Consider the following 20,620-nt stretch of genomic DNA (forward strand, 5'->3'; position numbering starts at 1 on the left):
TCGCTCACCGTACGGGAGAACCTGCGGCTGACCGCGCGTTCCTCAACTGATTTCGACGAGGCGATGGCGCTCTTCCCCGAACTTGAAAAGCGCGTCGATTCGCCGACCGCACTCCTGTCGGGAGGCGAGCAGCAGATGGTCGTGCTCGCCCGCACCTTCGCGGCCAAGCCTCGTTACATCATGATCGACGAGATGTCGCTAGGCCTCGCCCCGGTCGTATTCCTCCGGTTGGTGCCGGTTGTGCAGGGCATCGCGGAGTCCGGGGTCGGCGTCTTGCTGGTCGAACAATTCGCGCACATGGCGCTCAAAGCAGCCACGGACGCCCTCGTCGTGTCGAGTGGGCGAGTGTCCTATCAGGGCTCGGCGAGTGAGCTCCTGGCCGACCAGGAGCTACTGCGCACTGCGTACCTGGGCTAGTCGACTGCAGGTTCGAACACTGAATGGTGATTGATATGACTTTCCTAACAGACCTCTTCGCGGGGCAGATCGCCGTGGTAACCGGTGGAACGTCTGGGCTCGGTGCGGCGACGGCGCGAGTACTGGCCCGGCTGGGTGCGGAGGTATACGCGGTCGGCCTCGGTGCAGATCCCGGGCTGTTCGACAGTCCGCTCATCCACGTTCAGGAGCTCGACGTCACTGACGACGACGCTCTCACCGCACTGTTTGCTGGGCTCCATCGGCTGGACATTCTGGTGCCGGCAGCCGGCATCAGCATGGGCGAGCGCGAGCTCGAGTGGGAACCGTTCAAGCGAGTGGTCTCGATCCAGCTCCTTGCCGTGTACCGCACGATCCAGCTCGGGCATCCCCTGCTCGCCCGCAGCCGTGGCAACGTCATCACCATCGCCTCGATGTATGCCTACTTCGGCGGTGGTGGTATCGCCGCGTATTCCGCATCCAAGGGCGGCGTGGTGCAACTGACGAAATCGCTCGCCGAGGTTTACGCCGCGGACGGCATCAGAGTGAATTCCATCGCCCCCGGGTGGATCGATACGCCGCTGCTCACGCCGCTCAAAGAGGACCCGGCGATCGGCGATCGCCTTCTCTCCCGGACTCCCCTCGGCCGATACGGCGACCCGGAAGAAGTCGGCACCGCTGTGGCATTTCTGGCTTCGGACGCCGCCTCATTCATCACGGGCGCTGTTCTCCCGGTCGACGGCGGCTACCTCGTCACGGGGATCTGACCCGCGAGGCTCTCGTGAGGGCATGGCTCGACAGAGTGGGGGAGCGAGCAAGCCGAGTAAAGCCCGCTCCCCCACGGCACTAGCCGATCCGCACCCTCGTTGCGTCAGCCACTGCGGTCACCGCATCGAAGGGCAGAATGTATCCACCCTTCGCCGCCGTGAACATTGATGCACCGACCTGTGACACATAGTTGAAGCTCGTCCCATAGATCTGCTTCAGTTCGGTCGGGGTGTAATAGCGGTGCGAGCCTGAGACCAGGCAGGGGAACGCGGTGCCATTGAACGCACTAACGTCGGCCGTCGGCGCAGCGAACTGTGACAAACGAACTCCGCCTTCTACCTTCCCGTTCGAGTCCCGAAGGATGGTGCCGCTGGCGTCCCGCGTGAAGAGAATCGTGGGCGGTGCCGCCTTGCCCCATTCGACCCACTTCTTGACGGAGTCGAGAGCCGCACTCACCACCAGGCCATTCGGAACCGTACTGAAGGCGGGAAGCACGGCGCACGATGGCTCAACCCACTGAGTGAAGGATTCGGGTTCGCCACTCGGACCGATCAGCGCCTTGTCCCGATTGAACATCGCATCGACGTACTGCGCCGCATAGAGCGACCCGTGCGTCGAGCCTGCTACCTCCCACGCACGGGTGTACGTGGTTGTCGGGAACGTCGGGGCAAGCCCAGAGAGACCCTCCGAATTGACGCTGACCTCGGGCACGGGCAGGTCCGACCGCAATGCGCCGGCGCGGTCCCACAGAACAAATCCATCGAAGAAGTTCGCGATGGGTTGGATTGTGTTGTAGTAGGTGCTGAGTCGGAACGCCGACTGCGATTGGCCCGTGGCAATGACGTCGTGGATTCGGAGCCCGGGGAAGGGGGGTTGCGAACCGTGGTTGGCCTTGAGAGCCGCAGCGACCTGCGTGTAGACATCCCACGAGAGCGGGTCCCCTGCGCAGGCGGTCGGCCCGCAGGCGTCGATGTTTCCACCGCCCTGAGGATCGACGTTGCTCGCGTCGACGGACAGGGTTCCGTAGCGAGCGGGGCTCCACGACTTGAGGCGGTTGACGCCGATCCTCTGCACCGACACGACCGCATAGGCATACCCCTGACGCAGCAGATCCTCGTGGGCCTCAGCGAATACGAAGTCGGCATCGACGCCGATCGTGACGTTGGTCCACTCGACCAGGAGCGTGCCGTTGAAGTGGCCCGGTTTCGGAGCCCTGACGAGAACTCGGGTCCTGTACGCCCAGTTTCCGTCAATGATGGTCGCCGTTTGCTGGGAGCCCGCGACGGCACCACGGTAGCGGTTCGCCGTGCCCGCCGCATAGAACTCGCGTTCGATGTAGCCATACTTGGCGAGATCAACTGCAGCGGCCGATAGTGCGGTTGTCCCCGGGACATGCACCTCCGTGAGCGTCGCGGCTGGCGAGGTGGATGTGGGGGAGGTAGCGACGTGGGACGCAGTTTCGCTCTCCGCTCCCGCAGACTCTACCGTGAGTGAGGACAGCATTGTCCCAATGAGTGCCGCAGTAAGAAGGGCCGCTGCTGCTTTGCGACGACCCCCTACTGTTCTGGCTGAATCTGTTGTTTTCATACCCTTACTTTCCGTATGTCGTTGACGACCGGAGCCCGCAAGCGAGTGCTTGGCAGGCGAGTAACGGGATCAGGGTAAGTCCGCACCGAGATGATCTAGTTGCCGTTCCGGGCGGAGCACTTGACGCTGAGCGCCCAGACTGTCACGCCTCTGTGGGGTCACCACCGTATCCCCGAGCGACAACGCAGAAGGCCGCAGCATCGGCTGCGGCCTTCTGTCGTTTCGTGATCGCGGGTTGGATCGAACGCGTCTATACCTTGGAGTAGTTCCCGATGCGACCCTCGCGCACCGATCGGGCATAGATCTTCGGGTCCAACAAGGGAAGGTCGCCACTGGCTTTGATTGCGTCAATGTAGCCGAGCATCCGCTTCTGAGCTTCTTTGTCCTGATCCCTCACGAGGAACTCAGCGTGCTCGAACTGGAGTCCCTGCGCGAGCGGCAGAGAGGCCCCGAAATACACGGATCGCTTAATGGCCCCGAGGGACTTCTTTGCTCGCAGGCCCAGGAATTCCGCTCGCTCGAGAGCGCGCTCGAGCACCTTGTCCTGGGGCACCACCTCGTCGACCGCGCCCAGGGCGAGGGCTTCCGCCGGCGTGAACGCTTTGCCCTCGAGAACGGCGGCCAGCGTTTGCCGGGCTCCGACTCGTCCGGTAGTCGCGCAACGTACGTGAATATCGGGTGCGCCCTCGCCGCCTCCGTTTCCAGCCGCCGGGCTGCTCCGCTGCTCTCCGGGCTTCCAACGGTGATCACTTCAACCCCGGCGGTCGCTGCACCTTCCGCTCCTTCGCCCAACATCGAATGTGCACAAATAAGAAGCCGTGCGCCGCTGTCTTCAAGCACAAACCCGATCTCGCCGGCCTTCAGTAGTGCGTGGATGGGGACCACGACTCCACCGAGGGCCAGCACCGCATAGTAGACGCGCAAAGTCGACCAAATTGGGAATGAGCACCGCCACCGGGTCGCCCGCAGTAGGTCGGCGACTTCCGGCTGTGTCAGGAATGTGGGAGCGAGCGACGGCAGAGTATCCATACCGAATAGGTGGATCCGTCGAACCCGTAGTGCTCCGTACGAGTCGGCATCAGCCGTAACACGATGCCGCGAGAAGCCGACAGACGGGCGGTTTAGCGAGTTCATGGTGACGTTTGTGGTCACACGACCCGTAAAACGTGGGTAGTGGCGAGGGCCAGATGGGCTAGGTTGCCGCGTATTTCCGGGGGAACACTTGCTGGGGTACCTGGACTCGAACCAAGAACAAAAGAATCAGAATCTTCCGTGTTGCCAATTACACCATACCCCACCGGGCCAAGCCGAAGCCGAGCCGACTAGTCACTCTAACCTACGTTCGGATGGTCGGCCAAATGGGCCGGCGTGTGGCCGGCACGGTGGCAGAATTTGAACACCGTAACGAACGAATCGAGCCCAGCCACGCCTCCCCTAATCACCTTTCTCACGACCTGGCGCGCCGATCCGGTGGCCATCGTCGCGATCGTCGCGGCCGGCGGGCTCTACGCGACTGGGGCCTGGCGCGTCGCGCGCCGCGGCATCCGCTGGCCCGTCTCCCGCACGCTCGCGTTCTTCGGGCTCGGCCTCGGATCGTTTGCCGTGGTGCAGTTCGGGTTTCTCGGCGTGCACAGCGGCGAGCTGCGCTGGGCCTTCAGCACGCGCATCGCGCTGCTGCTCTTTGCCGTGCCCGGCCTGCTGAGCCTCGGCACGCCTGTGGCCCTCTCGCGGCTCGTGCTGAGCGGAGCGCCGCTGCGCGTGATGGATGCTGTGCTCGCCTCCTGGCCGGTGCGACTCACCGGCAACGCCGTCTTCGCGCCGGTCTTCGCCTTCGCGGCCTTCTGCGTCTTCCTGACGCCGCTCGCGGGGAGCCTGCGCGAGTCGCCGGCCGCCGGCGCGATCCTGACCCTGGCCGCGCCTCTCGTCGGGCTGCTCATGGTGCTTCCCATCGTGGAGCACACCACCCAGCGCACGAGCTTCTTCATCACCGTGGAGTTTCTGCTCGTGTTCGTGGAGCTGGTGATGGATGCCGTCCCCGGCATCCTGCTGCGCCTCAATGATGCGGTGCTCGACAAGGTCGGCCCCGTGCTCGGAGCCGTACCCGGCTGGTTCCCCAACGCGCTGCACGACCAGCACCTGTCCGGGGACTTGCTCTGGTTCATCGCCGAGATCGCGGACGTGCCCGTGCTGATCCTGCTATTCATCCGCTGGTCACGAGTGGACCGCCACGAGGCGAAGGCGCTCGATGACCTGAGCGACGAGGAGATGGCCGCGCTCACGCGCGAACACCTGCGCAACCGGCCCCGTTAGGCCGGTCCGCCGACCACAGCGACGTCGCACCCGTGCGTCACAGGCGTGCGTCACAGGCGTGCCGCGAGCCTCTCGATCCGCGCGATCGACGACTCCTTGCCGATGATCTCCATCGACTCGAAGAGCGGCGGGCTGATGCGGCGGCCGCTGATGGCCGTACGCAACACCCCGAAGGCGACGCGCGGCTTGAGGCCTGCACCGTCGATGAGCTCGGCGCGCAGCACGCGCTCGATCTCCTCGTGCGACCAGTCGTTGAGCCGCTCGAGCGCGCCGACCGCCGCGTCGAGGATGAGGTCGGCACCGGCGCCTGGCAGGGCGTCCGCGTCGTACTCGAGGGCGTCATCCGGGGTGAACAGGAACCCGAGCAGCGCCGGTGCCTCGCCGAGCAGCTGCATGCGCTCCTGCACGAGGGGCGCCGCCTCGCGCAGGATCGCCTCCTGCTCGCCGGTCGGCGGGTCGGCGAGATAGTCGCCGAGGTACGGGATCAGCCGCTGAGTGAAGTCCTCTACCGGCAGCAGGCGGATCTGGTCCCCGTTGATCGACTCGGCCTTCTTGAGGTCGAAGCGGGCCGGGTTGGGATTGACGTCGACCACGTCGAACGCGGCCACCATCTCCTCCATCGTGAACACGTCGCGGTCGTGGGTGAGCGACCAGCCGAGCAGGCTCAGGTAGTTGAGCAGGCCCTCCGGAATGAAGCCACGGTCGCGGTGGTGGAACAGGTTCGACTCTGGGTCGCGCTTGGAGAGCTTCTTGTTGCCGTCCCCCGTCACGTACGGCAGGTGGCCGAAGCGCGGGATGGCGCTGGCCAGCCCGATGTCGATGAGCGCGTGATAGAGCGCGATCTGGCGCGGGGTGGAGGAGAGGAGGTCCTCGCCACGCAGCACATGGGTGATGCCCATGAGCGCGTCGTCGACGGGGTTGACGAACGTGTAGAGCGGAGCGCCGTTGGGGCGCACCACCACGAAGTCCACGAAGGAGCCGGCCGGGAAGGTGATCTCGCCGCGGACGAGGTCGTCGAAGGAGAGGTCGGTGTCCGGCACGCGTAGGCGCAGCGCGGGCTCGCGGCCGGCGGCGCGCAACGCGATCCGGTCCTGGTCGGTGAGGTCGCGCTCGAAGTTGTCGTAGCCCTGCTTGGGGTCGCGGCCGTTCGCGATGTTGCGGGCCTCGATCTCCTCGGCCGTCGCGAAGCTCTCGTAGAGGTGCCCGCTCGCGCGCAGCGTCTCGATCACCTCGGTGTAGATGCCCGCACGCTGCGACTGGCGGTACGGCTCGTGCGGGCCGCCGACGCCGATCCCCTCGTCCCAGTCGATGCCGAGCCAGCGGAGCGCGTCGAGCAGCTGCAGGTAGCTCTCCTCGCTGTCGCGGGCGACATCCGTGTCCTCGATGCGGAACACCAGCGACCCGCCGGTGTGGCGCGCATACGCCCAGTTGAACAGGGCGGTGCGGATGAGGCCGACGTGCGGAGTGCCGGTGGGCGATGGGCAGAATCGAACGCGAACGTCGGGACCGGTGGCTGTGGAGAACATAGTTGGCATGGCCCGTCAATCCTACCGGCGGCGGTCGGGTGGGATCCGGGCGTGCGGCGGTGCCGCTCGCTTCCGGCGGCTCCGCGCGCTTTGGAGGCGGTGGTCAGCGCGCACGCCGCCACCAGCGGCGACTGAGTACGATTCCGATCACGAGGGACGCGAGAACCGAACCAGCGATAGAGCCGAGCACGAGGGTGTGCCAGAACAGGCTTCGAGATCCCCCCACGAGGGCGAAGATGCCGAAGAGCAGAACGCCGACCACGGGCGGCACGATGTGCGCGGGGCGATTCGCTCAGGAGAGGTAGACAAGCCCCAGGGCGAGGCCCAGGATGACGCCCCACGACACGAGGCCGGCCGCGAGGGCCCGCGCGCCGGATCGTGCCAGCTCCTCGAGCCGCAGCGACGCCCCGATCGCGAAGAGCGCGCAGGCGAGGAGTGCAGACTGCACGATGCCCGCGGCGACGAGTACTTCCGGCGGCAGGGGCACGAACGACCGGATGAGCACGGCGGCGAGGAACCCCACGATGAATAGGGGCACCACCGCCGGCAGCGGCACCGAGCGGTGCGCCCCGGACGCGCGCCGCCGGGTCATTAGCGAGGTCACGGCCACCATCGGCGCGAGCATGAGCACCCTCGTGAGTTTGACGACGACCGCCACGGCGAGGGCCGCGGCCCCGGCCGTCTGCGCGGTAGCGACGACCTGCCCGACGTCGTGCACGCTCGCGCCGACCCAGTGGCCGAACTGCTGCGTGTCGAGCTGAAGGAGGGCGGCGAGAAAGGGCAGAGCGACGATGGCGAGCGTGCCATAGAGAGTCACGAGAGTGACCGGCGTCGCGGTGTCCTTCTCGTCGGAGCCGCGCGCCGCCGCCATCGCGCCGACTGCGGAGACACCGCAGATGGAGAAGCCGGCGGCGAGCAGCACGGGCTGGTCGCCCTCGAGCCGGAACAGCCGGCCGATGAGCAGCGTCAGCAGGAAGCTCACGACGACGAGCGCCACGATCGAGAGGATGGCGACCCAGCCGAGCGCGGCGATGTCGCCGAGGCTGAGGCCGAGTCCGAGCACGACGATTCCGAGGCGCAGGAGCCTTTGGGATGCGATCGCGAGTCCCGGCCTGAGAGCCCCGCCGAGCGCCGGCCGGAACACGGGAACTGAACCGACGATCACGCCGAGCACGAGCGAAGACGTGAGCCAGGGGACCGCCGGGACGAGCGCATGGATGCCGTAGCCGGCCGCGGCGCCGACCGCCGCGAGCGCGAGCCCGGCCGGCCATCCCGGGCGCCGTCGCGGGGCGGATTCGCTGCGGCTCACATGTTCGAGCCTAGCCGTGACCGGCGAGCGCCAGCGCTGGCTCGGGCGACGCTGGCTCGGGCGACATCCCGAAGCGGACGACCTCCCGAAAACGCAGGAGTTACCGCGAAAATACGCCGGTTTCGCGGCGTGTCGCACGTGGGGGCATCAAATCCCCTGCGTTTTCGGGTGATTCGGGTGAGAGGTGAGAGGTGAGAGGTGAGAGGTGAGAGGTGAGCGGAAGTAGCGCGAGCGAGCGGGCCGCGCTCAGACGCGGTTCTTGGCCGGGTTGCTCAGGGTGCCGATGCCCTCGATCGTGATGTCCACGGTCTGGCCGTCCACGAAGCCGCCGAGGCCGGCGGGCGTGCCGGTGAGGATCACGTCGCCGGGCAGGAGCGTCCAGACGTCCGACACGTACTCGATGAGCTCCGGGATCTTGTGGATCATGTCCTTCGTGTTGCCGTGACGCCGCGGTTCGCCGTCCACAGAGGTCTGGATCTCCAGGTTGCTCCAGTCGAGTTCCGTCTCGATCACGGGCCCGAGCGGGCAGAACGTGTCGTAGCCCTTCGCCCGGGCCCACTGCCCGTCGGCGAACATCTGGTCGCGCGCCGAGACGTCGTTCGCGATCGTGTAGCCGAAGATCACGTCGGCGTAGTCTGCCGCCTTCACGCGCTTGGCGATGCTGCCGATCACGATCGCGAGCTCGCCCTCGTGCACGATGCGGCCCTCGACTGGCGGGATCTGGATGGTGTCTCCCGGGCCGATGACGGCGGTGTTCGGCTTCAGGAAGATGAGCGGCGACTCCGGACCCTTCGCATCGTCTCGCAGCTCGTCACGGTGCGCCGCGTAGTTGAGCCCGATGCAGACGACCTTGGAGCGCGGGATCACCGGCGCGAGCAACTTCGCCCGGTCCGCCGGCACCCGCTCGCCCGTGGTGTCGAAGCCCTGGAACAGGGGATCGCCCGTGAGCACGACATACTCGTCACCGTCGATAATTCCGTACCGGGGGTCTCCGCCGGCGACGCTGAATCGTGCGATCTTCACTACGGCAGCCTAGACGTCCAAACGGGTCAGCCAGTTGTGGCGGTCGGGCACGCGCCCGTATTGGATGTCGGTGAGCTCCTGGCGCAGCGACATCGTCAGCTCGCCGGCCGGGGCATCCGCGGACCCGATCTCGAACCCCTCGCCCTTGAGCAGGGCGATCGGGGTGACGACCGCTGCCGTGCCGCACGCGAACACCTCGGTGACGTCGCCGGATGCCACGCCGTCGCGCCACTCGTCGAGGGTGACCTTGCGGCGCTCGATCGTGTGGCCGCGGTCCTCGGCGAGTTGCAGGATGGAGTCCCGGGTGATCCCCTCGAGAATGCTGTCGGACTCCGGGGTGACGAGGGTGCCGTCCTTCTTCACGAGCACGATGTTCATTCCGCCGAGCTCCTCGAGGTACTTGCCCTCCACCGCATCGAGGAAGAGCACCTGCGCGCAGCCGTGATCGTAGGCCTCGGCCTGGGCCACGAGCGATGACGCGTAGTTGCCGCCCGTCTTGGCCGCTCCAGTGCCGCCCTTGCCCGCACGCGCGTAGTTCGTGGAGAGCCAGATCGACACCGGCGCGACACCCCCGGTGAAGTAGGCGCCCGCTGGGCTCGCGATCACGTAGTAGTTGACCTTCTCGGCCGGCCGTACGCCGAGGAACGCCTCCTTGGCAAACATGAACGGCCGCAGGTACAGGCTCGTCTCCGGTGCGGACGGCACCCAATCGCCGTCGACGGCGATCAGCTGGCGCAGCGATTCGATGAAGTATTCGGTGGGCAGCTCGGGGAGGGCGAGTCGCTTGGCCGAGCGCTGCATCCGGCGCGCGTTCGCCTCGGGGCGGAAGGTCCAGATGGAGCCGTCCGCATGCCGGTAGGCCTTGAGTCCCTCGAAGATCTCCTGCGCGTAGTGCAGCACCGCGGCGGCCGGATCGAGCGCGATCGGACCATACGGCTGCACCCGCGGGCGGTGCCAGCCGCCCTTCACCGACCAGCAGATGTCGACCATGTGGTCGGTGAAATACTTGCCGAAACCGGGGTTGGCAAGAATCGCTTCACGCTCCGCCGCGCTCTTGGCCGCGGGGTTCTTGATCACGCTGAACGTGAACGCCGGTGGTGCGAGGAGATTGGTGATCATCGGTGGTCCTTCGATTGTCCTAGAGGATATTCTGCGCCAGTATTCGCGGGCGGGCTAAACCAGGGCCGCGATCGCGTCGCCGATCTGGGATGTCGAGCGGCCAGTCGCGCCCCGGGAGGCGAGATCGGCCGTGACCGCCGCCGTGACCCTGGCCGAGGCATCCGCCAGCCCGAGGTGATCGAGCATGAGCGCCACGGACAGGATTGCCGCGGTGGGGTCGGCGAGTTGCTTGCCTGCGATGTCCGGTGCCGAACCGTGGACCGGCTCGAACATGCTCGGGAACGTTCCGTCGGGGTTGATGTTTCCCGACGCGCCCAGCCCGATGCCCCCGCTGATCGCGGCGGCCAAATCGGTGAGGATGTCGCCAAAGAGGTTGTCCGTGACGATCACGTCAAACCTACTCGGATCGGTGACCAGGAAGATAGTGGCCGCGTCGATGTGCAGGTAGTCGACGGCCACCGAGGGGAACTCCGGCGCGACCCGGTCCACGGTGCGCTGCCACAGGCCGCCCGCGTTGGTGAGCACGTTCGTCTTGTGCACGAGGGTGAGCTTCTTGCGCTCCCGCCCGGCGGCGGCGGCGAACGCGTAGCGGACCAGCCGCTCCACGCCGAACGCCGTGTTGACGGAGACCTCGTTGGCGACCTCGTGCGGGGTGCCGACGCGGATGGCTCCCCCATTGCCGACGTATGGCCCCTCCGTGCCCTCCCGCACCACGATGAAGTCGACATCGCCGGGGTTCGCGAGCGGCGAGACGACGGAAGGGAACAGCCGCGACGGGCGCAGGTTCACGTAGTGGTCGAGTGCGAACCGCAGCCTGAGCAGCAGCCCGCGCTCGATGAGGCCGCCGGCCAACCGTGGATCCCTCGGATCGCCGCCGACGGCGCCGAGCAGGATCACGTCGTGCTTGGTGAGGGCCGCGAGGCCCTCGTCGGGCAGGATCTCGCCCGTCCGAAGGAAATGGGTCGCACCGAACGGGTACTCGGTGACGTCGACGGTGACGTCGCTCGGGATCACCGCCGTGAGCACTTTCACCGCCTCGGCCACGACTTCGGGGCCGATGCCGTCTCCGGCGATCACGGCGAGGTTAATGGTGCGCGTCATCCGGGCTCCTGTGTCTCCAACGGCTAGGCTCATCCCAGCGTACTGGCAGGTAGATCTCGGCGATTCTGGCCCCCGAACTGGGGACATCGGAGTAAGATTAGGGTGATCGATATCTGCGCTCTGAAGCGAACCTTCGCCCGGAGTTACGCATAACCGAACGGAAGGGCTGCATCATGGGAATTGGTTCAGGGATTTTACTCTTCGTCGTCGGCGCGATTCTGGCCTTCGCGCTCAATATCCAGGTCACCTGGATTGATCTTCACCTCGTGGGGTATCTGATGATGGGCGCGGGAGTACTCGTCTTCATCATTTCGCTCGTGTTGACGCTGCGTAAGCGCCGGACGCTCACGACCACCCGCACGGTGAACCCCGACGGTGGCGACCAGGCGGTGCAGCACGAAACAAAAGGCGACGTTCTCTGAGTAGCGTCGCGTAACCTTAAGACCGGCGCGCCCCGCTCCTGATTCGGGTTCAGTGTGGGGCGCGTCACCCTTTTTCGGCTGGTTACCCGGTTCCCGCCGACGGCAATGCGCCGCGGTCGGTCAGCCCTCAAATGTCGAGCGCCAGACGGCGCGGGTCAGACGGCGCGGGTCAGACGGCGAGCGTCAGACGCCGTCAGATGTCGAGCGTCAGATGTCGAGCACGAGCTCCGGCGTGGTCGCGCGGGAGACGCACGGGTACATCACGCCGAGACGGTCCTTCTCCTCGTCGTCGACGACCGAGTCCAGGTGCTCGGGAAGGCCGCCGACCACGCGCACCTCACAGGTGCCGCACACGCCCTTTCGGCACGATCCCATGACGGGCATGCCGTTCTCCTCGAGCGCATCGAGGATGCTCTGGCCGGACGGCACCGCGAAGTCTTTCTTGCTCTTGCGGCAGGTGACCCGCACAGACTGCGGAGCGCCGATGGCTGTGCGTTCGATGGGCGTGAAACGCTCGAGGTGCATCCGCTCTCGGGGCACCGCCGACGCGACTCTCGCCATGAGCGTCTCCGGGCCACAGCAGTAGACGTCGCCGTCGACCGTCGAGAGGAGGTGCTCGATGTCGAGACCCGTCACGTTCTCGTCACTCGCGTGCACCCAGATGCGGCCGGGATACCTCGCGGACAGCTCGTCGGCGAAGGCCATCGACCGGCGGCTTCGACCGAAGTAGAGCAGGTGCCAGTCTCGGCGGTCCGGCAGGGATTCGATCATCGACTTGATGGGCGTGATGCCGATCCCGCCGGCGACGAACAGGTAGGAGAAGGCCGGTTCGAGCTCGAAGTGGTTGAGCGGTCCCGTCACCTCGAGCGGCACTCCCGGCCGCGCATTGGCGTGGATCCAACTGCTCCCACCCTGGGAGTCCAGTGTTCGCAGCACGGCGATGTCGAAGTGCGACCGGTCGGCCGGGTCTCCACACAGCGAATACTGCCGCTCCAACCCGTTCGGCAGGGTGACCGTGATGTGGGCGCCCGGCCGCCAGACGGGCAGAATCTCTCCGGCGGTCGGCACCAGCCGAATCCCGAGCACCTCGTCCGAGACTCGGAACGTCGCCGCCACCCGCATGGTGAGCCCACGACGGGCTGGGGTCGGCGGGGTGGACTGCGCTCGCACCACCGCGCTGCCCCGGCCCGCGGCGCGGTTGCCGGCGACGACGCGCACGAGCACGGCGATCACCGAGAGACCGATGATGGAGGCCGCCACCGCGCGGTACCAGAGCGACCCGACGTCGGTGCCGGTGAGGCCGGCATGAAAAGACACGAGAACCACCACCAGGTAGCTCGAGTAGTGCACCCCTTTCCAGAACCGGCGCGGCAGCCAGCGCATGAGCAACGAGGAGCCCTGCACGGCGATGAGCAGGTAGAAGGCCAGGATGCCGATGGCCACCGGAAGCGCCCGATAGTCGGTGGCGAACGGCACGAGCACGGCGGCCGCCGAGAAGTGCAGCCAGCCGTCGAGCATGAGGGTGACCATGTGGGCGACGACCATGACCATCGCCGTGCCGCCGAGGTAGCGGTGGAGATCCTGCAACCAGGACGGGTTGTCGACCTTGCGCAGCACCCGCGTGGACAGCAGGGTCCCCCACACGACAGACAGCGTCATGAGCGCCCACGCGATGATCGCGCTGGCCCGAGTGATGTACCACCAGATGTGGGGAGAGTTCACGTGTAGTCTCGCCAGTTTGCTGATTCGAGCATGGCGCCGGATGCGTCGATGAGGCTCCCGGCCGCTCCGACGGAGGGCAGCCAGTCGAGGTAGTCCTGCGGGGTGCGCACGAACGCCGGTTTGGTGAGGACTTCCGCGTACCAGCCCTGGGCGGCGATCACCGAGACGGTCTGCACGTCGGTGACGGCGCTTCGTCGGCTACGGGAATCGATGAGGTGGTGAGCCTCGGTCTGGCCGGCTGCCCATCGGCGCTTGAGCTGGCTCGACGTGGCGATGGCTCCCGTTCCCAGCCGCACGATCGCCGCGTACTGCTCGTCCTGGAAGGGGTCTTCGACCCCGATCCGCCAGCCCTGGGCCTCCGGGGAGTCCCCGGCCACAACCACGTCCCCGCCCATTTCGGCCATCACGCCCCAGGCTCCCTCCGCGAGCGCGAACTCGCACACGACGTCGGCGGCCAGCCCCTTGCCGATGCCGCCGGGGTCGAGGGTGGTTCCGCGGGGCAGGGTGATGGCGTTGTCCTCGATGACCATTCCGGCGATTTCGCCCGGAGCCTTCGCCGAGAGCGGCAGGGTCGTCTCCCTCGACGGATCGACGACGGACCTCGTGTAGCCGGCGGCCAGCAGGTCGGGCAGGAGCGTGGGGTCGAAGTCACCGGTGGTGCGGGCGAAACCGGAGAGCATCGCCGTGGCCAGCCGCACGGTGAGCGGGTCGACGGCGATGGTCGCCCCCTCCGCCCAGTTCAACCGGGTGATATCGCTCGAGAGGATGAAGCGGCTCCAGAGCCGCTCGCAGCGGTGGGCCAACTCGAAGCAGGCATCGAGCAGCCGGGGCGAACCGCCGACGAGTGTGATGGTGCTGTGGCCGCCCATGTGCGCGTCGCGGCGAGACGCCGACATCGGCTGGCTGCCGGTGAGTTCGAACACCGCTCGGACGGCGTCGCCCGAGATGGATCGTGCTGCCACGCGATCAGCCTCCCGAACCACCCGTTGACCCGTGCACGGGTGCCCGGGCGGGCGCGGGAGCCGGAGGTGCCACCGGCTTGGGAGCGGGTGCCGGGGCGGCTCGAGCCGGGGCGGCGGGGGCGGCAGGAGCTGGTGCGGCCGGAGCAGGTGCCGGGGCGGCCGGGGCCGTCGTCTGCGACGGCGTGCTACCGGCGGGTGGAGCGCTCGGCGCCGGCGAAACGGTCGGGCTCGAACCATCGGGGGACGGGGCGCCAGACTGCTCGGCGCCCTGGGCGTTCGCAGCCATCTGGAGTCCGGCGACGATGCCCACGAGGGCGACGACGGACGCCGCCCCCGTGAACGCACGCGCCCGGCGAGCCGGGTGGTTCGTTTTAGTCATCGTGGTGGTCGGAACCGGAGCGCGAGTCGTCTCCTTCGCGCTCATGCGTCGGCTCGGGAAAGGGGGTCGAGGTGTGCTCGCCGCTCTCGTGGGTCTCGGTTGCCTCGCGGCTCGGCTCGACCGCCTCCGGCGTCTTCGCCGGCTCCGGGGTCTCGGTGGCCTCCGGTGCCTCCGTCGAGTCGTCCCCGGCCTTGCTGGGCGTCGGGGTCGGCGTTGCCGTGGGCGTCGGGATGAGCACGTTCGTGGCGTTGCCCGGCGTCTGCGACGACGTCAACGACAGCGTGCCCGAGTTGACGGCCATTGCCGCCCCCGCAGTGCCGAGTACCGCGATGACCGTGAGAATCGTGATTGCTGGAGTTTTCATGATCCAACGATAGGAATCGCCCTCCCCACAATCGGCCGACGGTAATCCAAGATCTGTCAAAGATTGCCCGGCTCAGCACCGCATCCATCGCTCGAACAGGGTTGGGCCCCAGAATGGAGCCATGCGGGTGCTGGTGGTCGAGGACGATGCCGCGGTGGCCGACGGGATCATCGACGGGCTATCGCACGCCAACTTCGAATCGATGCTCGTGGGCACCGGCCAGGGCTGCCTGGATGCCATGCCGTCGTTCCGACCGGACATCGTGCTTCTCGACCTGGGCCTGCCAGACATCGACGGCACCGACGTGTGCCGAGCCATCCGGCGCGACTCGCAGACCCCGATCATCGTCGTCAGCGCCCGAGGCGACGAGATCGACCACGTCGTCGCCCTCGAGATGGGGGCGGACGACTTCGTCGTCAAGCCCTTCGGGATGCGGGAGCTCGTGGCCAGGATGCGGGCCGTCGTGCGCCGCACGGGCTCGAGCGACGCCGCGGCGCCCACGCCGGCGAAGCGTTTCGGGCACCTGACGATCGACCCGCGGGCGCAACGGGTGACGGTGAGCGACATCGAGGTGTACCTCACCCCCAAGGAATTCGAGCTGCTCGCCTACCTTTCCGGCGACCCCGGAGCCGTCTTCCGCCGGTCGGAGATCCTGCACAACGTGTGGGACACCAACTGGTACGGCACCACCAAGACCCTCGACACGCACATCGCCTCGATTCGCAAGAAGCTCGGCGACGCGCGGTGGATCGAATCGGTGCGCGGAGTCGGCTTCCGTTTCGACGTGCCCACATGAAGTGGCGGTTCACGGCCGTTCTCATGATCGTGGCCCTGCTGGTGGTGCTCGTGCAGGACATTCCGCTGAGCAGCCAGTTGCAGGCGGTCGAGCGCGACCGGATCATCACCTCCCTCGAACGCGACGCGTTCGTTCTCGCCGGGCGAAGCGAGGAATCGCTCGAGGCCAACACCTCGACCGACCACGCCGTGATCACCGATCTCGCCCGCCAGTACCGCGCGGCGGGCGGCGCGCGAGTCGTGATCGTCGACTCGGCGGGCATCGCGCTCGTCACGAGCGACGACGACCGCTCGGCGGTCGGCAGCTCCTACCTGTCCCGCCCGGAGATCGCGAAGGCCCTCACCGGCCAGATCGCCACCGGCGAGAGGTACTCAGACACGCTCAGGGAGCAGCTGCTCTACGTGTCAGTTCCGGTGTTCGGCGGCGCGAAGATCCCCGGGGCGGTGCGCCTCACCTACCCGGCCCAATTCGTGACCGATTCGCTCAACCGCCGGCTGTTCACGCTGTGGCTCGTGGCGCTCACCACCGTGCTGCTGGCCGGCATCGTGGGACTCGTGCTCTCCACGACCATCACGCGCACCCTCAAGCGGCTCAAGGAGACCACCGAGCACCTCGCCGAGGGGCGGCTGCACGTTCGGGCCGACGAGACGACAGGCGCCCCGGAACTGCGATCGCTCTCCCGGTCGTTCAACATCATGGCCGAGCGGCTGGATGCCCTGCTCGAGCAGCAGCGCACCTTCGCGTCGAACGCCTCCCACCAGTTGCGCACCCCGCTGACCGCGCTGAGGCTGCGGCTCGAATCCGCCCGCACCCTGATCGAGACCGATCCCCAGGGGGCGGCGGACCGGCTGCTCAGCGCAGAGACGGAGGCCGATCGCCTGGGCGGAATCATCGAGGGCCTGCTGCTGCTGAGCCGCACCGAGTCGAGTTCGGCGCCGGTCGAACCGGTAGACCTCGACGAGATCGCCCGGGAGAGGGTGGAGCACTGGCGACCGCTGGCGCAGGAATCCGGAGTCACCCTCGAGGTCGAGGCGCATTCCTCCCGGCCCGTGCTCGCCGTGCCGACGGCGGCCGAACAGATCATCGACAATTTCATCGACAACGCCCTCACGGTGAGCCCGCCCGGCGGGTCGATCGTGGTGCGAGTGCTCGACGATCGCCGCTGGACCACCGTTCACGTGCTCGACGAGGGGCCGGGGATGCCGCCGGAGGAGACCGAGCGGGCGTTCGAACGCTTCTGGCGCGGCAGCGCCGACGGCGCCGGCAACGGTCTGGGACTCGCCATCGTCGCGCAACTGGCGTCGGCGAGCGGGGCGACCGTGCGTCTCACCAACCGGCCGGAGGGCGGCCTCGACGCCTCGGCGCGGTTCGTCAACGATCGCTGACCGCTCGACGACGGAGCCGCTCCCCCGCTCGCTCGTAGTAGCGAAGAACGGCCAGGTTGCGCTCGCCGGCTGAGGCGTCCGCGAGCGCCTCGAGGGCCTCGGGCACGGCACCTCGGCGTTCCTCCACCTCCGCAAGGGCCGCGCTCACCCTGCGATCGAAGTCGGACGACCCAGTGCCGCGCAGCGCACGAAGCTCGTCGGCCGCATGGTCGAGCTCCCGCTCGCCGAGATGGCTTCTGGCGATGATGCCGCCGAGCCGCGCGATCGGGGCCGGCCAGACGCGGTTGAGCCCGTGGTACAGCGTGGCGATGGCACCCCAGTCGGTCTCCTCCCAGCTCGGCGCCGCGCTGTGCAGGCCGGCGATTCCGGCCTGCAGGGCGAAGCGCCCGCCGCCGGGGAGGGCCCGCGCGGCCAGGTCGAGCCCGTGCCGGATGCGCCGCCTGCCCCAGGCCGACCGGTCCATCTCGGCGAGGGTGAGCGGCATGCCGTCCGCCGTGGTCCTCGCGACGCCCCTCGCCTCCCCGAGCTCGATGAGCGCGAGAAGACCGAGCACCTCCGTGTCGTCGGGGTATTCCGCCGCGATCGAGCGAGCGAGCGCGAGCGCGAGGTGGGCGAGCCGCTCGTCCATGAGCGCGTCCCCCGCCGCCGCGGTGTGCCCGAGGGTGTAGACGCCGTAGGTGGTGGTGAGGGCGCGGTCGAGTCGTGCGGCCCGGTCGTGGGCGTCCGGCCAGGCGAAGCGCTCCCCCGAGCGGGTGATCGCGTGCTTCGCCCGGGTGAGGCGCGCGGCGACGGTCGCCTCCTGGCTGCCGAAGAACGCGGCGATGTCGGCGGTGGGCACGCCACACACGATGCGAAGGGCGAGGGCGATCTGCTGCTCGGGCGAGAGCAGCGGATCGCACGCGACGAAGATGAGACCCAGCCGGTCGTCGACGGGGGCCGCGTCGGTGAGGGCCGGGTCATCCGACCCCTGCGGCTCGACCAGCAGCGGCAGCTTCGACCGCAGCACCTGGTCGCGGCGCAGCGTGTCGACCGCGATCCGCCGCGCCGCGGTCGTGGCCCACGCCCCGATGTTGTCGATGCGTTCGCCTGCGGCGAGGCGCTCCGCCACCCGCGCGAAGGCCTCCTGCGCGCTCTCCTCGGCGAGATCCACGCTGCCGTACGCGCGGAGGGTGGCCCCCACCACGCGCGGCCACTCCTCGGCGAACGCCGCCTCGAGACTCATGAGCCCATTCTCGCGGCGATCACCGCTACATTCCGGGCAGATCCCAGATGGGATGGAGCTCGAGCCGGTCGCCGGTCGGGCAGAGCGCGGCGAGTTGCTTCGCCTGCTCGAGCGAGTCGGCCTCGATCAGGTAGTACCCGCTCAGCACCTCGGTGGTCTCGGCGAGCGGACCGTTCGTGAAGACGGCCGGCTTGCCGTCCCTCGCGGGAGTGATGCGCACCGAGGCGGACGCCGTCTGCAGCGCCTCCCCGCCCAGGATCTTGGCCCCGGCCGCCGCGACCGCCGCCGCGAACGCCCCGTGAGCCTTGGACGCCTCCTCCATCGCGCCGTCCGGCACCGACGCCGGATCCCAGGTCGGCTCGACGATGAGGATGAGGTACTTGTCGGACATGTGCACTCCCTGTGTCGGGGAACCTCGCGGTCCCGGTCAATCAGAAGAACGACGAACGAGCACGGACGGAATCGACAGCGCGGGAGAAATCTACTCGGTGATGTCGATCTCGCGCAGCAGGTCGGCGTCGATCGCCACGCGGACGGTCTCGAGCAGGGCATCCGGAGCCGGCGAATCGACGGTGAGCACGCTGAGCGCCTGGCCGCCGGCCTCGCGCCGGCTGATCTGCATGCCGGCGATGTTGATGCCGGCCTCGCCGAACTCCTTGCCGTAGACCGCGACGATTCCCGGGCGGTCGGTGTAGACCATCACGATGAGGTGCTCGGCGACGGGCACCTCCACGTCGTAGCCGTTGATCTCGACGATCTTCTGGGTCTGCTTCGGCCCGGTGAGGGTGCCGGAGACGGAGATCTGCTCGCCGTCGCTCAGGGCGCCGCGGATGGTGAGCAGGTTGCGGTACTCGTCGCTCACCGCGTCGGTGACGAGTCGAACGGCGATTCCGCGCTGCTCGGCGAGCAGCGGCGCGTTCACGTAGCTCACCGATTCGCTCACGATGTTCGTGAAGATGCCCTTGAGCGCGGCGAGCTTGAGCACGCTCACGTCGAATTCGACGATCTCGCCGCGGATCTCCACGTCGATGCTCGTGATGGGGCTCGAGGCGATGCCGGCGAACAGCTGTCCGAGCTTCTCCATCAGCGGGATGCCGGGGCGCACCGTCGGGTCGATGACTCCGCCGGCGACGTTGACGGCATCCGGAACCAGTTCGCCGGAGAGCGCGAGGCGCACGGATCGGGCCACCGAGACGCCCGCCTTCTCCTGCGCCTCGTCCGTCGACGCGCCGAGGTGCGGAGTGACGACGATGTTCGGCAGGGAAAGCAGCGGCGACCCGGTCGGCGGCTCGTGCACGAAGACGTCGAGGCCGGCGCCCGCGATGGTGTGGTTCGTGAGCGCCCGGTGCAGCGCGTCCTCGTCGATGAGGCCCCCGCGCGCGACGTTGACGATGAACGCGGTCGGCTTCATGAGCGCGAGCTGCTCGTCGCCGATCATGCCGGTGGTCTCGGGCGTCTTCGGCATGTGGATCGTGATGAAGTCGGACTGGGCGAGCAACTCGTCGAGGGTGAGCAGGGTCACACCGAGCTGCAGGGCGCGGGCGGCGGTGACGTACGGGTCATACGCGACAACCTTGGTGCCGAAGGCCTGCATACGCTGGGTGATGAGGGCTCCGATGCGGCCGAGACCGATGATGCCGATGGTCTTCTCGTAGAGCTCGACTCCCGAGTACTTGGAGCGCTTCCACTGGCCTTCGGCGAGCGCGCCGTGCGCCGCCGGGATGTGGCGGGCGAGGCTCAGGATGTGGCCGACCGTGAGCTCGGCGGCGGAGATGATGTTGGAGGTCGGGGCGTTGACGACCATGACGCCGGCCTCGGTGGCCGACTTGATGTCGACGTTGTCGAGCCCGACGCCGGCCCTGGCGATCACCTTGAGGTTCTTCGCCGCCGCGATCGCCTCGGCGTCGAGTTGCGTCGCCGAACGGATGAGGATCGCGCTGGCCTCGGCCAGGGCGGACAGCAGGGCTGGTCGATCGGTGCCGTCGAGAGACCGCACGTCGAAGTCGGGCCCGAGGGCCTCGACGGTAGCTGGGGAGAGTTCTTCGGCGATCAACACGATCGGCTTTGCCACGAATCGGGTCCTTCGGATTGGGGGGGATGCCGTGACGAACATGCCGTCGGCACTTGAACTTTATCCCAGCCGCGGCAGTCACTCCGAACGCGTGACGCGGTGTGAAGTTAGGATGCGCCGCGAAGTTGGGATGCGCCGCG

20 protein-coding genes, 1 tRNA gene and 1 pseudogene are annotated in these 20,620 nt (G+C 67.8%); 6 read left to right on the plus strand and 16 right to left on the minus strand.

All coding sequences use genetic code 11. The annotated features are described in order from the left end of the window. Both VIM54_RS02075 and VIM54_RS02080 read left to right on the plus strand, forming a co-directional pair. The coding region (locus VIM54_RS02075; RefSeq protein ID WP_331898748.1) for an ATP-binding cassette domain-containing protein at positions 1–417 on the plus strand (417 nt) is incomplete at its 5' end. Between the two features lie 35 nt (positions 418–452). Continuing rightward, positions 453–1,181 carry an SDR family oxidoreductase gene (locus VIM54_RS02080; RefSeq protein ID WP_331898749.1) on the plus strand — a complete coding sequence of 243 codons (729 nt, stop codon included), beginning with the start codon at positions 453–455 and terminating at the stop codon, positions 1,179–1,181. Positions 1,182–1,260: 79 nt separating this feature from the next. Here the strand turns inward: VIM54_RS02080 and VIM54_RS02085 are convergent, their stop codons facing one another. The 4 genes and pseudogenes from VIM54_RS02085 to VIM54_RS02100 all read right to left on the minus strand — a co-directional run bounded on the left by VIM54_RS02085 (position 1,261) and on the right by VIM54_RS02100 (position 4,066). After that, entirely contained in the window at positions 1,261–2,685 is a 1,425-nt protein-coding gene (locus VIM54_RS02085) for an alpha/beta hydrolase domain-containing protein (RefSeq protein WP_331898750.1), read from the minus strand. Between the two features lie 334 nt (positions 2,686–3,019). Next, on the minus strand, positions 3,020–3,442 hold the full coding sequence (locus VIM54_RS02090; protein ID WP_331898897.1) for an enoyl-CoA hydratase/isomerase family protein: 423 nt from the start codon (positions 3,440–3,442) through the stop codon (positions 3,020–3,022). Between the two features lie 149 nt (positions 3,443–3,591). Then, positions 3,592–3,903, minus strand: a pseudogene (locus VIM54_RS02095) (hypothetical protein); the annotation flags it as partial. Positions 3,904–3,994: 91 nt separating this feature from the next. Continuing rightward, positions 3,995–4,066, minus strand: a tRNA-Gln gene (locus VIM54_RS02100). Positions 4,067–4,161: 95 nt separating this feature from the next. Here VIM54_RS02100 and VIM54_RS02105 point away from each other — a divergent pair. Continuing rightward, entirely contained in the window at positions 4,162–5,079 is a 918-nt protein-coding gene (locus tag VIM54_RS02105) for a cytochrome c oxidase assembly protein (protein WP_331898751.1), read from the plus strand. Between the two features lie 50 nt (positions 5,080–5,129). Here VIM54_RS02105 and gltX read toward each other — a convergent pair whose 3' ends face one another. From gltX to VIM54_RS02135, 6 genes are all read right to left on the minus strand, one after another. Beyond that, a complete protein-coding gene (gltX, locus tag VIM54_RS02110; RefSeq protein WP_331898752.1) occupies positions 5,130–6,614 on the minus strand; it encodes a glutamate--tRNA ligase in 1,485 nt (494 codons plus the stop codon). Between the two features lie 94 nt (positions 6,615–6,708). Beyond that, on the minus strand, positions 6,709–6,867 hold the full coding sequence (locus VIM54_RS02115; protein WP_331898753.1) for a hypothetical protein: 159 nt from the start codon (positions 6,865–6,867) through the stop codon (positions 6,709–6,711). 30 nt (positions 6,868–6,897) lie between these two features. After that, positions 6,898–7,914 carry a YeiH family protein gene (locus VIM54_RS02120; protein ID WP_331898754.1) on the minus strand — a complete coding sequence of 339 codons (1,017 nt, stop codon included), beginning with the start codon at positions 7,912–7,914 and terminating at the stop codon, positions 6,898–6,900. Between the two features lie 246 nt (positions 7,915–8,160). Further along, a complete protein-coding gene (locus tag VIM54_RS02125) occupies positions 8,161–8,937 on the minus strand; it encodes a fumarylacetoacetate hydrolase family protein (RefSeq protein ID WP_331898755.1) in 777 nt (258 codons plus the stop codon). Between the two features lie 9 nt (positions 8,938–8,946). Beyond that, positions 8,947–10,056: a branched-chain amino acid aminotransferase gene (locus tag VIM54_RS02130; protein WP_331898756.1), complete on the minus strand. Its 1,110-nt coding sequence runs from the start codon at positions 10,054–10,056 to the stop codon at positions 8,947–8,949. A gap of 54 nt (positions 10,057–10,110) precedes the next feature. Further along, positions 10,111–11,157, minus strand: a complete 1,047-nt coding sequence (locus VIM54_RS02135) for a 3-isopropylmalate dehydrogenase (protein ID WP_331898757.1) — start codon at positions 11,155–11,157, stop codon at positions 10,111–10,113. 173 nt (positions 11,158–11,330) lie between these two features. Here VIM54_RS02135 and VIM54_RS02140 point away from each other — a divergent pair, with 173 nt between their 5' ends. After that, the gene (locus tag VIM54_RS02140; RefSeq protein WP_331898758.1) at positions 11,331–11,579 is read left to right on the plus strand and encodes a DUF6458 family protein; all 249 of its coding nucleotides are present in this window, start codon (positions 11,331–11,333) and stop codon (positions 11,577–11,579) included. Between the two features lie 207 nt (positions 11,580–11,786). Here the strand turns inward: VIM54_RS02140 and VIM54_RS02145 are convergent, their stop codons facing one another. From VIM54_RS02145 to VIM54_RS02155, 3 genes are all read right to left on the minus strand, one after another. Continuing rightward, positions 11,787–13,301 (minus strand): 2Fe-2S iron-sulfur cluster-binding protein, encoded by a 1,515-nt coding sequence (locus VIM54_RS02145; RefSeq protein ID WP_331898760.1) that lies wholly within the window; start codon positions 13,299–13,301, stop codon positions 11,787–11,789. Next, the gene (locus VIM54_RS02150) at positions 13,298–14,263 is read right to left on the minus strand and encodes an FAD:protein FMN transferase (protein WP_331898762.1); all 966 of its coding nucleotides are present in this window, start codon (positions 14,261–14,263) and stop codon (positions 13,298–13,300) included. Before VIM54_RS02150 ends, VIM54_RS02145 begins: the two co-directional genes overlap by 4 nt. Before the next feature lie 371 nt (positions 14,264–14,634). After that, positions 14,635–15,006 (minus strand): hypothetical protein, encoded by a 372-nt coding sequence (locus VIM54_RS02155; protein WP_331898764.1) that lies wholly within the window; start codon positions 15,004–15,006, stop codon positions 14,635–14,637. Between the two features lie 121 nt (positions 15,007–15,127). On the opposite strand from VIM54_RS02155, the gene VIM54_RS02160 reads away from it, so the two are divergent. Together VIM54_RS02160 and VIM54_RS02165 are read left to right on the plus strand one after the other, a co-directional pair. Then, complete coding sequence (locus tag VIM54_RS02160) at positions 15,128–15,802, plus strand: response regulator transcription factor (protein ID WP_331898766.1); 675 nt, start codon at positions 15,128–15,130, stop codon at positions 15,800–15,802. Beyond that, positions 15,799–17,187, plus strand: coding sequence for an ATP-binding protein (locus VIM54_RS02165; RefSeq protein WP_331898768.1), 1,389 nt, complete (start codon positions 15,799–15,801; stop codon positions 17,185–17,187). Before VIM54_RS02160 ends, VIM54_RS02165 begins: the two co-directional genes overlap by 4 nt. Here the strand turns inward: VIM54_RS02165 and VIM54_RS02170 are convergent. From VIM54_RS02170 to serA, 3 genes are all read right to left on the minus strand, one after another. Continuing rightward, entirely contained in the window at positions 17,174–18,409 is a 1,236-nt protein-coding gene (locus tag VIM54_RS02170) for an RNA polymerase sigma factor (RefSeq protein ID WP_331898770.1), read from the minus strand. The genes VIM54_RS02165 and VIM54_RS02170 overlap by 14 nt on opposite strands. 25 nt (positions 18,410–18,434) lie before the next feature. Further along, positions 18,435–18,800, minus strand: a complete 366-nt coding sequence (locus VIM54_RS02175) for a YciI family protein (protein ID WP_331898772.1) — start codon at positions 18,798–18,800, stop codon at positions 18,435–18,437. A gap of 90 nt (positions 18,801–18,890) precedes the next feature. After that, complete coding sequence (gene serA / locus VIM54_RS02180) at positions 18,891–20,480, minus strand: phosphoglycerate dehydrogenase (protein ID WP_331898774.1); 1,590 nt, start codon at positions 20,478–20,480, stop codon at positions 18,891–18,893. Positions 20,481–20,620 lie beyond the last annotated feature (140 nt).

The organism is Lacisediminihabitans sp. (assembly GCF_036569425.1).
Classification (GTDB): Bacteria; Actinomycetota; Actinomycetes; order Actinomycetales; family Microbacteriaceae; genus Lacisediminihabitans.

Coding starts and splice junctions, on each gene's coding strand:
- VIM54_RS02080 (WP_331898749.1), top strand. CDS start 453: ATGACTTTCCTAACAGACCTCTTCGCGGGGCAGATCGCCGTGGTAACC.
- VIM54_RS02085 (WP_331898750.1), bottom strand. CDS start 2,685: ATGCTGTCCTCACTCACGGTAGAGTCTGCGGGAGCGGAGAGCGAAACT.
- gltX (WP_331898752.1), bottom strand. CDS start 6,614: ATGCCAACTATGTTCTCCACAGCCACCGGTCCCGACGTTCGCGTTCGA.
- VIM54_RS02130 (WP_331898756.1), bottom strand. CDS start 10,056: ATGATCACCAATCTCCTCGCACCACCGGCGTTCACGTTCAGCGTGATC.
- VIM54_RS02135 (WP_331898757.1), bottom strand. CDS start 11,157: ATGACGCGCACCATTAACCTCGCCGTGATCGCCGGAGACGGCATCGGC.
- VIM54_RS02140 (WP_331898758.1), top strand. CDS start 11,331: ATGGGAATTGGTTCAGGGATTTTACTCTTCGTCGTCGGCGCGATTCTG.
- VIM54_RS02155 (WP_331898764.1), bottom strand. CDS start 15,006: ATGAAAACTCCAGCAATCACGATTCTCACGGTCATCGCGGTACTCGGC.
- VIM54_RS02160 (WP_331898766.1), top strand. CDS start 15,128: ATGCGGGTGCTGGTGGTCGAGGACGATGCCGCGGTGGCCGACGGGATC.
- VIM54_RS02165 (WP_331898768.1), top strand. CDS start 15,799: ATGAAGTGGCGGTTCACGGCCGTTCTCATGATCGTGGCCCTGCTGGTG.
- VIM54_RS02170 (WP_331898770.1), bottom strand. CDS start 18,409: ATGAGTCTCGAGGCGGCGTTCGCCGAGGAGTGGCCGCGCGTGGTGGGG.
- VIM54_RS02175 (WP_331898772.1), bottom strand. CDS start 18,800: ATGTCCGACAAGTACCTCATCCTCATCGTCGAGCCGACCTGGGATCCG.